This window comes from Rhizobium leguminosarum bv. trifolii WSM2297, assembly GCF_000271845.1.
In genome coordinates this window covers 1,353,461-1,366,163 of record NZ_JH719393.1, presented here as the reverse complement: position 1 = coordinate 1,366,163, position 12,703 = coordinate 1,353,461, and the positions used below count along the sequence as shown (strand labels likewise).

Below are 12,703 nucleotides of genomic sequence, written 5' to 3'. Positions count from 1 at the left end.
CCATGATCCTTCACGAACTCATCGATTATGAAACCCTGCGCGTCATCTGGTGGCTGCTGCTCGGCGTGATACTGATCGCCTTTGCGACCACCGGCGGCTTCGACCTCGGCGTCGGCACGCTTCTGCCTTTCGTCGCCAGGACCGACACCGAACGACGCGTGGTGATCAACACCGTCGGCGCCACCTGGGAAGGCAACCAGGTCTGGTTGATCCTTGGCGGCGGTGCCATCTTCGCCGCCTGGCCGCCGCTTTATGCGGTCTCCTTCTCGGGCTTCTATCTGGCGATGTTTGCGATCCTCTTTGCGCTCATCCTGCGCCCGGTCGGCTTCAAATACCGGTCGAAGCGGGAAAGCGCCACTTGGCGCAACGGCTGGGACTGGGCGCTTTTCATCGGTGGCTTCGTGCCATCGCTGATCTTCGGCGTCGCCGTCGGCAACGTGCTGCAAGGCGTGCCCTTCCGCTTTGCCGACGATATGCGGATTTTCTACGAAGGCTCGTTCTTCGGTCTGCTCAACCCTTATGCGCTGCTTTGCGGGCTGCTTTCCCTCGCCATGCTGACGATGCACGGCGCGGCCTGGCTGGTGCTGAAGGCGAGCGGTCCGGTTGCGGAGCGGGCCAGAAGCTATGGCAGCATCGCCGCCCTTGCCGCCATCGTGCTTTTTGCGCTTGGCGGGCTCTTCCTGTGGATCGGCGTCGACGGCTACCGCATCACCAGCGATATCAGCCCGATCGGGCCGTCCAATCCGCTGCTGAAGACCGCGGTGCTCGAAAAGGGCGCATGGCTTGTCAATTACACCACGCATCCGTGGATGATCATCGCACCGGTCCTCGGTTTTGCCGGCGCGGCCTTGGCCTTCTTTGCCATGCGGGCAAGGCGCGAGATCATGACGCTGCTTTTCAGCAAGGTCGCGATATCGGGCATCATCTCGACGGTCGGCCTCTCGATGTTCCCGTTCATCTTGCCCTCCTCGCTCGATGCGCGATCGAGCCTGACGGTCTGGGATGCATCTTCCAGCCACATGACGCTGTTCATCATGCTGGTTGTGTCGGCGATATTCCTGCCGATCATCTTTGCCTACACGGCCTGGGTCTACAAGGTTCTGTGGGGCAAGGTCGACGAGAAATCCGTCACCGACAAAAACAGCCACGCCTACTAGAGCGGGTCAACAACCGATCCAACCTTTAATTTTACGCAATTCCGGACGGAAAACCGCTTCGCACTTTTCCTGGAATTGCTCTGAGGGAGACAAAACGATGTGGTATTTCGCATGGATCCTCGGCCTGCCGCTGGCAGCCGCCTTCGCCGTCCTCAACGCCATGTGGTATGAGCTGATGGACGACGCCGCCGGAAACAAGGCGTCCGAAACGCGCAATTAGATATGGAAAGGGCGCGGTTTCAGACCGCGCCCTTCCTTGTTGTCTCAGCCTTCCAGCCACTTTACTTGATCTGGCGTCAGCTTAAAGTCGAGCGCCGAAAGACTGTCTTCCAGTTCGGCGACGGTGCGCGGTCCGATCAGCGGAATGACCGGGAAAGGCTGGGCGATCACATAGGCAAGCGCGATATGGATCGGATTGCGGCCGAGCTTGTTGGCAAGCTCGATGGCGCGGTCGCGGCGTCCGAAGTTACGCTCGGAATACCAGACCCGCACGATCTCCTCATCATCCCGCTTGTCGCGGCCGGCGCGATCGGTGAAGAAGCCGCGGCCTTGGCTCGACCAGGCAAAGTTCGGGATCTGCTTCTCGTTCAGCCACTTTTTCCAGTCGTCATCGGAGGCGGCGACACAGCCGGCCCAGATCGGATCGAGCATCTCGGCAAGCGAGAAGTTATTGGAGAGCGCCGCCGGCGGCGCCTTGCCGGTCTTTTCCGCATAGGCGATTGCCTCGTCGAAACGTGCCCGCGTCCAGTTCGAGCCACCGAAGATGCCGCGGATGCGCCCGCGCTTGACCTCGGCATCCATGGCATCGACGAACTCGCCGACGGGAACGTCGGTATTGTCGCGATGCATGAAATAGATGTCGACATAGTCGGTCTTCAGCCGGGCGAGCGATTGGTCGAGCTGCTTGGCGATCATATCGGGATAGCAGAGCGGTGAATGCGCGCCCTTGCCAATCAGCACGATCTCCTCGCGCGGCACCTTGCGGCTGGTGTGCCAGTCGCCGAAGATCGCCTCCGTCTTGCCGGCGCCATAGACATAGGCCGTATCGAAGGCATTGCCGCCAGCCTCATAGAAAGCGTCGAGCGTCAGCGAGGCGGCGGCGAAGTTCGGGAAGAACTCGAAGCCGAGCGTGACGACCGAGGCCGGCTTGGAGATGCCGGGAATCTGGCGCTGGGGAATGCTGTTGCCGCGAGCAACCGTGCCGCCTGATATGTTGGCCGTGCGCTTTGCGGCTTTCTCGACGCCGTATTCGAGGCCGACAGAGGCCCGCCACTGGTCGAGCACGCGCAGGTTTCCGATCGAATCCGCCCAGCTCATGCCGGGAGCGCTGAACTCGTTTCTGCCGGCGCGGATCGCATCGCCTGCCGCATCGGCCTCGAAGGAGTAGAGCCAGCGATCTTCCTTGACCTCGACGGTTTCTCGGCTGCCGCTCTTGAAGATCTCGATCTTGCCGGTGCCGCCCTTGTGGCCGGAGGCGAACCAGAAGTCGGCGACCTCGATGCGGCCCTCGGAGCCGATGATGCGCAGCACATTGTCCTGCTGCGCCATGATCGAGCAGGAGACTTCGGCGATGATCTCGTTCGGGAATTTGAGCACGGCCGACGCCCATTCGTCGACGCCGCTCTCGCCGAGATGGGCGACGCCCGAAACTTTCTCCGGCTCGAGGAAGGCCTTACCTTCCGTGGCGCCGGCAATCAGCCTTGCCATCGAGACCGGGTAGCCGCCGACATCTAGAATACCGCCGCCGGCGGTATCATTGGCGAACAGCCGATGTTCCGGCCTGTAGCTGCCCATATTGAAGCCGAAGCTCGAGCGGATGATGCGGACGGTGCCAATGACGCCGCTCCTGATCAGTTCGACCAGCTTTTCCGTCTGCGGATGCACGCGGTACATGAAGGCCTCGCCGGCAAAGACGCCAGCTTTCTTCGCTTCGTAATAAACGGCTTCGGCATCATAGGCCGAAAGTGCGATTGGCTTCTCGACGAGAATATGCTTGCCGGCGCGCGCGGCCTTGATCGCCCATTCGGCATGGCCGGTGTGGGGGACGGAGATATAGACCGCATCAACTTCGGGGTCGGAAAGCAGCGCCTCGTAGCCATTGACGATGCGGGCGCCGGGGAAATTTTCGGCAAGTCCCGGCTTGGAAGGATTGCGGGTGGCGATCGCCACCAGTTTGCCGGTTCTGGAATGGGCGACGCCGTCTGCGAAGGTGCGAGCGATGGTGCCGGGGCCGATGATGCCCCAGCGGATCGGGTGATCGGAAGTCATGGAAACCTCTTTCGTCTTTCTGCCTTGGGATTGCGGTTTAGCGAAGCCGTTTGCCGGCGCCGTCGAAAAGGAATGTGTGGCTTGCGGGAAGACCGACGGTCAGTGTCTCGCGGTTGCCGGCGGTGCGCGATTCCGGGCGCTCGATGATCAGCTGTTCGTTGCCGATGGCGGCGTAGATGTAGCTGGTATTGCCGAGATGCTCGGCAACGTCGATTGCGACGGTGAGATCGGCATCGCCCATGCCGGCATCGACGAAATGCTCGGGACGGATGCCGAGCGTCACCTTCGTGCCGGCTTCGATGGGTTCGCTGAGGGGCAGCGGCAGGCGCGTATCGGCTTCGCTTTCCAACGCGATCACCACCCTGCCCGGCTGGCTCTCGACCACGACGGCTTTGAGGAAATTCATCTTCGGGGAGCCGACGAAACCGGCGACAAACTGGTTGGCGGGGTCGTCGTAAAGGTCGAGCGGCGCGCCGATCTGCTCGATATTGCCGGCGCGCAGCACGACGATCCGGTCGGCAAGTGTCATCGCTTCCGTCTGGTCGTGGGTGACGTAGATCATCGTCGTACCGAGCTGCTTGTGCAGCCTGGATATTTCGACGCGCATCTGCACGCGCAGTTCGGCATCGAGGTTCGACAAGGGCTCGTCGAACAGGAAAACCTCGGGTTCGCGGACGATTGCGCGGCCGATTGCGACGCGCTGGCGCTGACCGCCGGAAAGCTGCTTCGGCCTCCGCTTCATCAGCTCGGTGATCTGCAGGATCTCGGCGACATGGCGCACGCGCCGCTCGGTATCGGCCTTCGGATTGCCGTTCATCCGCAGACCGAAACTCAGGTTTTCCTCAACGGTGAGGTGCGGATAGAGCGCATAGGACTGGAAGACCATGGCGATGCCGCGATCGGCCGGCTCGACGTCGTTGACGACCCTGCCGCCGATCTGAAGCTCGCCGGAGGTAATATCCTCGAGACCCGCGATCATGCGCAGCAGCGTGGATTTTCCACAGCCGGAGGGACCGACGAAGACGACGAATTCGCCGTCCTTCACCTCCAGATTGGCGCCATGGATGATCTCAAAGCCGCCGAAGCGCTTGACGATATTGCTGAGTGAAAGCTCTGCCATGCAGCTCCCCGATTCCGATTACTTGATTGCGCCGGCCGCGATGCCGGCGATGAAATGGCGCTGGAGAGCCACGAAGACGACGAGGATCGGCGCCGTCAGCAGCACCGCCCCGGCCATGATGCCGCCCCAGGAAACCTTGGTGAGGCCGATCAGCGTTCCCAATGCCACCGGCGCCGTCATCATTCCCGGTCTGGAATTGATGAGCAGCGGCCAGAGGTAATTGTTCCACGAGACGAGAAAGAGGATGATCGCCAATGCGGCCATCGTCGGTCGCGCCAACGGCAGGGCGATGCGCAGGAAGATCTGCCATTCCTTGACGCCTTCGACGCGTGCCGCATCGAAGAGTTCACCCGGCATCATCGAAAAGGACTGCCGCATGAACAGGACGCCGAGGGAATTAAAGAGCGGCGGCACGATCAATGCCACCCAGGTGTTCGCCAGCTTGAATTCGCGTGCCACCATGATGAATTGCGGGATGACGACCACCGAGAAAGGCAGCGTGATCGTGCCGAGAATGATGGCGATGACGATGGAGCGGCCAACGAAACGATAACGCGCCAGCGCCCACCCCGCCATCGAGGTCAGCATCACCGAGAGCACGGTGTAGATCATCGCGACGCCGATGGAGATCACCATAGCGCCGATGAAGTCGGTATCGGCCTGCAGGTTCTTGAAATTCGCGACGAAGTTGGTCGATGGCCAGAGCACGATGTCGGGGCTGAAGATGCCGTTGTCAGGCATTGTCGAGAAGACGAACATCATCCAGAGCGGAAACAGCCAGATCAGCGCCAGCGGCGCCAGCGCAGCGTGCAGCGCGATCTGACGGATGAGAAGGGATTGCGACTTGGATCTCATTTCGGGTCCCTCCCGATCCAGAGATTGAAGAGGGAGATCACCACCGCGAGAGCAGCCATCGTATAGGCGATCGCCGAGGCATAGCCGAAGTTCAGCGAGGTGAAACCCTGGCGATAGAGGAAGAGGCCAAGTGTCTCCGTACCGCCGCCCGGACCACCGCGATTGGTGATGAGGAACGGCTCGGTAAAGAGCTGCATGGTGCCGATCACCGAGAGCACCACACAGAAGAGGATGATCGGTTTTAAGAGCGGAAGGGTGATGTGGAAGAACTGCTGCACCTTGCTCACCCGGTCGAGCGTCGCTGCCTCGTAGACATCGTCCGGAATAGACTGCAGGCCGGCGAGGATGATGATGGCATTATAGCCGGCCCAGCGCCATGTGACGGCGAGGATGATCACGGCCATAGCGGCATTGGCGTTGTCGAACCAGGATACCGGGCTGAAGCCGACCGCTGCGATCATCTTGTTGATGATGCCGAAATCGAGGCTGAACATCAGCCGGAACACAGCGGCATAGGCGACCTCGCCGACAACGACGGGGGCAAAGAAGGCGAAACGGAAAAGCGGGCGCGCTTTCAAGAGCGGCGAATTGAGCAGCACGGCCATGACGGTCGCCAGCGCGATCATCACGGGAACCTGGATCACCAGGATGATCAGCGTGTTGTAGAGAGCGTTATAGAAGGCGGGGTCGTAGAAGAGCCGGCCCCAATTGGCCTGGAAACTGTATTTCCACGGATTGATGCGGGTGTTTTGAAAGGAAATCAGGAATGAATCGATGATCGGCCAGACCCAGAAGGTGGCAAAAACCAGCAGATAGGGGGCGAGGAACGCATAGGCGCTCCGGGTTCTGAATGGCATCGAGCCTCCTCCACATAAAACGAATGAATGACCCGCCCGCCCGAAGGCAGGCAGAAAGCCGGGCGCCTGAAGCGCCCGGCATCGTCATTCATTGCGCGACCGGAAGACCGGTTGCCGAAGCGATCTGCTTGGCGGCATCGTCGAGGGCCGTCTTCGCATCGGGATAGCCGCCGGCGAAGAATTTCGCCTGCGTTGCCTTGAAGATGCCTTCAGCATCGCTCTGGAAGGCGGTGCCGCGGCTCGGTACGATCTTCGGCAGCGTCGCCAGGATATCGGCCCAGACCTTCTGGCCGCCCCAATAGGGCTGCGGCTCGCTGACGAAGGGATCCTTCTCGGCAGAAAGCAGCGACGGGACCAAGCCGAATTCCTTCAGCATGGTGACCTGACCCTCGTTCGTACCAAGGGCGTAGTTGACGAATTTCCAGGCCGCGTCCTTGTTTGCCGAGGTCGCCGAAATGGCGAGCGACGAACCGCCGAGATTGGCGGCATGCGGGCCATCGGCCGTCAGGCTCGGCATTCTGTAGACGCCCCACTTGCCCTTGAGATCAGGCGAGGTCGAGCGCACGGTGCCTTCATACCAGCCGCCATAGAGCTGGCTTGCCGCTTTGCCAGCGGTATTGGCCTGGATCTTCTCGTCCCAGTTGGCCGCAGTCAGCGTGCCCGCGTCTTTCATCTCCTTCACCTTTTGCAGCGAAGCGACGCAGGCCGGCTGGTTGATGGTGATGTTCTGGCCATCGGTCGAGAAATAGCCGCAGCCCTGTTCATTGGCGATCATGCGGAACCATTCGCTGTCGCCGTTGAAATCGGCCTGCGCCATGACGACGCCGGGATTGGCAGCAGAAATCTTCTTGCCGGCGGCGATGAAATCGTCCCAGGTGCTGATCGTGCTCGGATCGACGCCGGCCTTTTCGTACATGTCGCGGCGGTAGAAGACGGCGACCGGACCGGAATCCCAGGGCATGGCATAAGCGACATCGCCGACCTCAAGTTCGGTGCGCTTGAAGTCGGGGAACTTCGCCTGGATATCGGCCGTGTAGCCGAGCTCCTTCAGATTGGCGAAGCAATCCGGGAAACGGCTCCAGAAGATTTCAGCCTCGAAATTCTCAATGCTGACAATATCAGGCAGGCCGTCGCCGCCGGCAGCGCAGGCAGCGAGCGTCTTGTCGAACACCTGGCTGTTTCCAAGGTCCTCGACGGTGACCTTGATATCGGGAAACTGTTTGTTGAAGCCTGGAAGCGTGGACTTCAATGCCGATGCGGCGACATTCCAGCTCCAGATGGTCAGATTGGCCGGTTCAGCGAATGCAGAGCCGGTAGCGAGCAGTGCGATAGCTGCGGTCGCAGCGAGAAGTTTGAAGCGCATTGAAAATCCTCCCTTTTCAATTGCCGATCTTTCACGAACGCGGTTAGACTATCTGCAAAGGAGCGGGTGTCTCCTAAAAAGGGAACATGGATTTGGCGGAAAGTAAGGTCGGCACGAGTGCAATCTATCAGCCCGGCGCAAGCAGCATCGAGGGTTCGCCGACGGCGCTGCAGATGTTTCATGCCCATCCGCTCGTCATGGCCATGCCGCACTGGCATGCCCAGGTCGAGGTCAACTACGTCATGCGTGGCACGGTTCATTATCGGATGAGTGACCACGAATTCCGGCTGAACGCCGGCGAAATGTGCCTGTTCTGGGGTGGGCAGCCGCATCAGATGGATGAATCCTCGGATGATTCGCTCTATGCCGGTGCCCATCTGCCGCTCATCTATTTCTTCCGGCTGCGTCTGCCGATCAGCATTTCCAGCCGGCTGATGAAGGGCGAGACGCTGCTGACCTCGGCAACCGATGCCGCCGACAACGAGAACTTCGCCCGCTGGTCTCGCTATTCCAAGTCTGGCGATGCCGCCAAGGCCCAGCACGCGGTCGACGAGTTGCTGCTGCGCATCGAGCGCATCGCACTCGAACCCTATTCGATGACGACGTCGAAGACGGCCGTCAGCCTGGAAGGCGATCAGCCACACCCGAATTCCTCACGCAGCGTCGCGCGCATGTGCGATTTCATCGCCGCCAATTTTCTGCACGACATCGATTCGGTCGATATCGCCCGCGCCGCCGACCTGCATCCGAAATATGCGATGAATCTGTTCAAGCGATCGACCGGCATGACGCTCAGCAAATATGTGACGCTGCTCAGGCTGTCGCGCGCCCAGGCGATGCTGATGAGCGAAGGCGCCAATGTGCTGCAGGTGGCGATGGACAGCGGCTTCGGCTCGATCAGCGCCTTCAACAAGTCCTTCCGTCACATCGCCGGCATGTCGCCATCGGACTTCCGCCGCGATATCCGGCTGGTGACGACGATCCCCGCCGGCGCCTTCCGGAATTAGCTCTGGATCCTTCGCCTACCGTTTCTCGGCGAGTTCGATCTGAATGCCGTCGGGATCGCGCAGGAAGGCGACCTTGTGCAGCACCTCGGCATTGACTGCCAGGCGCGGCCGCTCCTTGATCTCGATGCCGGCCTTTTCCAACCGGGCGAAGGCCTCATCGACACTTTCGAACAGGAAGGTCAGATGGCGCAGGCCAGCCGTACCCTCCGGCACATCGACCGCCCGTGCCGCACCACCCGCAGGTGCGACGATTTCGAGCATGCCGCCGCCGGCATCGAGAAAGGCGATCTCTCCGCCGTCAGCCATGACCTTGCGCAGATGCAGCTTGAGGCCGAGCAGGCCGCAGTAGAAATCGACCGTGCGGGCCATATCGCTGACCGTCATGCCGACATGCTCGAAGGACTTCAGCATGGAGTGTCCGTCCCCTGCTCAACCGGCAGCCGCGCGCCGTTCATCTTCCGGAAGCCAGGAGCGATAGAGCGGATGATCGGCAGCGATCGGCATCGGCGTCGGCTGGCCGGTGCGCTGCGAGAAGTAGGCTGATGTCACCAACTCCAGCGAATTGCGGGCATCCTGCAGCGTCACCGGCGGCTCCGTGTCTTCAATGATCGCTTGATGGAAGAGCTCGAATTGACGGGTGTAACCGTCCTCGCCGGGCACATAGGCGGCGAGTGCTGTGTCGATTTTCGCCTGGTGCTCCTCTGTTCCAGCGGTAAAGACCCAGGGATCGCGGCCCATTGTATAGGGCTCGAGGATGCTTTCGGCGACGAGATCGCTGAAGCAGAAGCGCAGCCGCGAGATTTCCTTGCGCGAGCCGAGCGTCATCGACAGCGTCGCCAGCGAGCCGTTCTGCATCTTCACCGAAAGGGCGGCCGTATCCTCGACCTCAATCGGATTGACCAGCGTCGCGCCATAGGAAAACACCTCGGCGCAGGGGCCATGCACATAGTTCAGCATGTCATGGGCGTGGATCGCATGGCCGAGAAGGCCGCCGCCGAGTTCGGTCGCCCATTTGCCGCGCCACGGCACGGCATAATAATCCGGGCCGCGCCACCAATGGGTCTCGATCGTCGTCAGAAACGGCTTGCCGGCAAGGCCGGTTTCGATCAGCAGCTTCAGCTTCTGCAGGCCGGAGCCGTAGCGATACTGGAAAATCGGCATCAGCTTCCGGCCGGGGAAACGGGCGAGGATGCGGCCCATCTCGTCGACCTCGGCGATGGAGCCGAAGAGCGGCTTCTCGCAGATCACGTGTTTGCCGGATTCGATCCCCTTGCGGCAGAGCTCGAAATGCGAGCTCGGCGGCGTCGAAATGTCGATGATGTCGAGATCGTCTCGGGCAAACAGCGAATCCGTATCCTGCGTGTATTCGCCGATGCCGTATTCCTCACACAGCGCCTTGCCGCGCTCCTCATCGAGCGAGCAGAGCACGGGCACCTCGAAGAGATCCTTGTTCCAGCCGAAGCCGGCCAGATGCCGCGCGGCAATGCCTGCGCCGATGACCCCGACGCGCAATTTCCTGGTCATGATATCCTCCTCAGCGAGCGCCGATCTGGGCGGCTTTCGCCTGGGCTTCGAGCGAAAGGCGGCAGACTTCGAAAACGTGATCCTGCGTCATCGCCGTCTGCGTGCGGTTGCCGACATCGGCGGTGAACGCATCGAAATAATCGAGTTTTTCGTCGCTGCAGTCGATATGGGTCATTTCCTTGCCGTTGACGAGGAAGAGGTGATCCTTGCCCGGGCGGCCGGCAATATCGATATATTTGCGCAGCTCAATATAACCCTCGGTGCCGAGGATGGTCAGGCGCCCATCACCCCAGGTCGGCAGCGCCTCCGGCGTGAACCAGTCGACGCGGATATAACCTGCCGCCTTGTCTGAGCGCAGCAGCACCTCGCCGAAATCCTGGAAGGCCGGCTTGTCGGGCATGCCGAAATTGCCGATCGAGCTGGCAACCACCTCGCCTGAGGTCGAGCCGGTATAGAACAGGAACTGGTCGACCTGATGCGAGGCGATATCGACGATGATGCCGCCGAAGGCTTCGGGGTCGAAGAACCAGTCCGGCCGGGTGGGCAGCTGCAGCCGGTGCGGACCGACGCCGAGCGTCTGGATCACCTTGCCGATCGCGCCGTCGGCGACGAGCTTGCCGGCTTTGACGGCAGAGCGCACGCAATGGCGTTCGGAAAAGCAGATCGAGAAGATCTTGCCGGTCTCGGCGACCGTACGCTTGACTTCTTCGAGCTGGGCGAAGGTCGTTACGCCGGGCTTGTCGGTCATCACGTCCTTGCCTGCTTTCATCGCGCGGATGGCAAGCCCGGCGCGGTCGCGCGGGATGGCGGCAATGCAGATGACATCGATCGACGGATCGTCGAACAGCTTTTCCCGGTCGATCTGCGGCGCATCGGGATAGGTCTTCTCGAAGGCCTCGCGCAATGCCGGCACTGAAGTTTTGGGGCAGTAACCGACAAACTCGCCGCCTGATGCCAGCAAGCCCTTCACGTGATCGAACGTATGCCCATGGTCGATTCCGACGACGGCAAATCTCAACATCGCTGCAATATCCTCCCGGGATTTTCTGAGCGCCGGCTGGCGCCGGCATCCGCATGTCGGGCAAAACAGATAACGAAAGCTGGCGTCTGTCAAGGCAAGATCAGCGATGAAATGGCCCATGCTAAGAATTAAATATATGAAATATAACGATTATTTTGTATCTAAATAGTTATTTTGCGTGCTTTCGGCGATTCGAAATTTGGCCAGAAGCCCGCAGTCGATCCGATCGGGCGAAAGTCTTTTTCCCAAGCCTCCCTTGCCCGACCTCGATGAATGTGATCGATTTCAGCCGCCGCCGGGCTGGAGGGCGGCAACGACCCTGAAAGATTTCAAAGAGCGCTCCCGGCTCGCTGTGATGGAAGATCGCCATGTCTCGTTCTCTTCTCGATGCCGCCGCTTCGGGTGGTCTTTTTGTCGGCCGCGTCTGGAATCCCGAGGTTGCCGGGCCGAGTGTCGTGACATTGCGGGACGGCCTGCTGCTCGACATCACCTCGCGCGAGACGCCGACGCTGAGCGCCCTGCTCGAGCGACAGGATGCCGCCGATTTTGTCCGTGCTGCCAAAGGCAAGGCGATCGGCTCACTGGAGGAAGTGGCCGCCAACAGCACCGGAGCGCCGGATGAGGCTCACCCCTATCTGCTGGCGCCTGTCGACCTGCAGGCGGTCAAGGCCTGCGGCGTCACTTTCGCGCAATCGATGATCGAGCGCGTCATCGAGGAGAAGGCCGCCGGCAATCCGGAGCGCGCCGCCTCGATCCGCGAGCGCGTCAGCACGCTGATCGGCGGCAGCCTGACCAATCTCAAGGCCGGTTCGCCCGAAGCAGCCAAGGTCAAGCAGGCGCTGATCGACGAGGGCATGTGGTCGCAATATCTCGAAGTCGGCATTGGCCCCGACGCTGAAGTTTTCACCAAGGCGCCGGTGCTGTCCTCGGTCGGCTGGGGTGCGGATGTCGGCCTGCACCCGATTTCGACCTGGAACAATCCCGAGCCCGAAATCGTGCTTTCGGTCAACAGCCGCGGCGAGATCCAGGGGGCGACGCTCGGCAATGACGTCAACCTGCGCGACGTCGAAGGCCGCTCGGCGCTGCTGCTCGGCAAGGCCAAAGACAACAACGCCTCCTGCTCGATCGGCCCCTTCATCCGCCTGTTCGATGCCGGTTACAGCCTGGAGGATGTGCGCAAGGCCGAACTCGACCTGAAGGTGTCAGGCCAGGATGGTTTCGTGTTGCACGGCAAGAGCTCGATGTCGCAGATCAGCCGCGACCCGACCGATCTCGTCAAACAGACGGTCGGTGCGCATCATCAGTATCCCGATGGTTTCATGCTCTTTCTCGGCACGCTGTTTGCGCCGACACAGGATCGCGACGCGGCGAAGCAGGGTTTCACCCATAAGATCGGCGATGTCGTCGAGATTTCCTCGGCCGGCCTCGGCACGCTCGTCAACACGGTACGCCTTTCCACCGAATGCCCGCCCTGGACCTTCGGCATTTCGGCGCTGATGAGCAACCTTGCAAAGCGTGGGTTGCTCTAAGC

12 protein-coding genes are annotated in these 12,703 nt (G+C 61.0%); 4 read left to right on the top strand and 8 right to left on the bottom strand.

The features are described from left to right. The first annotated feature begins 2 nt into the window (after nucleotides 1–2). Both cydB and cydX read left to right on the top strand, forming a co-directional pair. The gene (gene cydB, locus RLEG4DRAFT_RS60660; RefSeq protein ID WP_003576583.1) at nucleotides 3–1,157 is read left to right on the top strand and encodes a cytochrome d ubiquinol oxidase subunit II; all 1,155 of its coding nucleotides are present in this window, start codon (nucleotides 3–5) and stop codon (nucleotides 1,155–1,157) included. Between the two features lie 97 nt (nucleotides 1,158–1,254). Then, entirely contained in the window at nucleotides 1,255–1,377 is a 123-nt protein-coding gene (gene cydX, locus RLEG4DRAFT_RS60655) for a cytochrome bd-I oxidase subunit CydX (protein WP_003576584.1), read from the top strand. Between the two features lie 44 nt (nucleotides 1,378–1,421). Here the strand turns inward: cydX and RLEG4DRAFT_RS60650 are convergent, their stop codons facing one another. The 5 genes from RLEG4DRAFT_RS60650 to RLEG4DRAFT_RS60630 all read right to left on the bottom strand — a co-directional run bounded on the left by RLEG4DRAFT_RS60650 (nucleotide 1,422) and on the right by RLEG4DRAFT_RS60630 (nucleotide 7,620). Continuing rightward, entirely contained in the window at nucleotides 1,422–3,425 is a 2,004-nt protein-coding gene (locus RLEG4DRAFT_RS60650) for an aldo/keto reductase (protein WP_003576586.1), read from the bottom strand. A gap of 37 nt (nucleotides 3,426–3,462) precedes the next feature. Then, complete coding sequence (locus RLEG4DRAFT_RS60645) at nucleotides 3,463–4,545, bottom strand: ABC transporter ATP-binding protein (RefSeq protein ID WP_003576587.1); 1,083 nt, start codon at nucleotides 4,543–4,545, stop codon at nucleotides 3,463–3,465. 18 nt (nucleotides 4,546–4,563) lie between these two features. Beyond that, nucleotides 4,564–5,400, bottom strand: coding sequence for a carbohydrate ABC transporter permease (locus RLEG4DRAFT_RS60640; RefSeq protein WP_003576589.1), 837 nt, complete (start codon nucleotides 5,398–5,400; stop codon nucleotides 4,564–4,566). Continuing rightward, nucleotides 5,397–6,257: a carbohydrate ABC transporter permease gene (locus tag RLEG4DRAFT_RS60635; RefSeq protein WP_003576592.1), complete on the bottom strand. Its 861-nt coding sequence runs from the start codon at nucleotides 6,255–6,257 to the stop codon at nucleotides 5,397–5,399. Before RLEG4DRAFT_RS60635 ends, RLEG4DRAFT_RS60640 begins: the two co-directional genes overlap by 4 nt. 88 nt (nucleotides 6,258–6,345) lie before the next feature. Then, nucleotides 6,346–7,620, bottom strand: a complete 1,275-nt coding sequence (locus RLEG4DRAFT_RS60630) for an ABC transporter substrate-binding protein (protein WP_003576594.1) — start codon at nucleotides 7,618–7,620, stop codon at nucleotides 6,346–6,348. Nucleotides 7,621–7,706: 86 nt separating this feature from the next. Between RLEG4DRAFT_RS60630 and RLEG4DRAFT_RS60625 the strand changes: the two genes are divergently transcribed. Beyond that, nucleotides 7,707–8,627, top strand: a complete 921-nt coding sequence (locus RLEG4DRAFT_RS60625) for a helix-turn-helix domain-containing protein (RefSeq protein ID WP_003576596.1) — start codon at nucleotides 7,707–7,709, stop codon at nucleotides 8,625–8,627. 15 nt (nucleotides 8,628–8,642) lie between these two features. Here RLEG4DRAFT_RS60625 and RLEG4DRAFT_RS60620 read toward each other — a convergent pair whose 3' ends face one another. Genes RLEG4DRAFT_RS60620 through RLEG4DRAFT_RS60610 form a run of 3 tightly spaced genes read right to left on the bottom strand, consistent with a single transcriptional unit; the run spans nucleotide 8,643 to nucleotide 11,172 of the window. Next, nucleotides 8,643–9,038, bottom strand: coding sequence for a VOC family protein (locus RLEG4DRAFT_RS60620; RefSeq protein WP_003576598.1), 396 nt, complete (start codon nucleotides 9,036–9,038; stop codon nucleotides 8,643–8,645). 18 nt (nucleotides 9,039–9,056) lie between these two features. Beyond that, a complete protein-coding gene (locus RLEG4DRAFT_RS60615; RefSeq protein ID WP_003576600.1) occupies nucleotides 9,057–10,151 on the bottom strand; it encodes a Gfo/Idh/MocA family protein in 1,095 nt (364 codons plus the stop codon). Nucleotides 10,152–10,161: 10 nt separating this feature from the next. After that, a complete protein-coding gene (locus RLEG4DRAFT_RS60610) occupies nucleotides 10,162–11,172 on the bottom strand; it encodes a Gfo/Idh/MocA family protein (RefSeq protein ID WP_003576601.1) in 1,011 nt (336 codons plus the stop codon). A 368-nt stretch (nucleotides 11,173–11,540) separates the two neighbouring features. On the opposite strand from RLEG4DRAFT_RS60610, the gene RLEG4DRAFT_RS60605 reads away from it, so the two are divergent. Continuing rightward, entirely contained in the window at nucleotides 11,541–12,701 is a 1,161-nt protein-coding gene (locus RLEG4DRAFT_RS60605) for a fumarylacetoacetate hydrolase family protein (protein ID WP_003576603.1), read from the top strand. The last annotated feature ends 2 nt before the right edge of the window (nucleotides 12,702–12,703 follow it).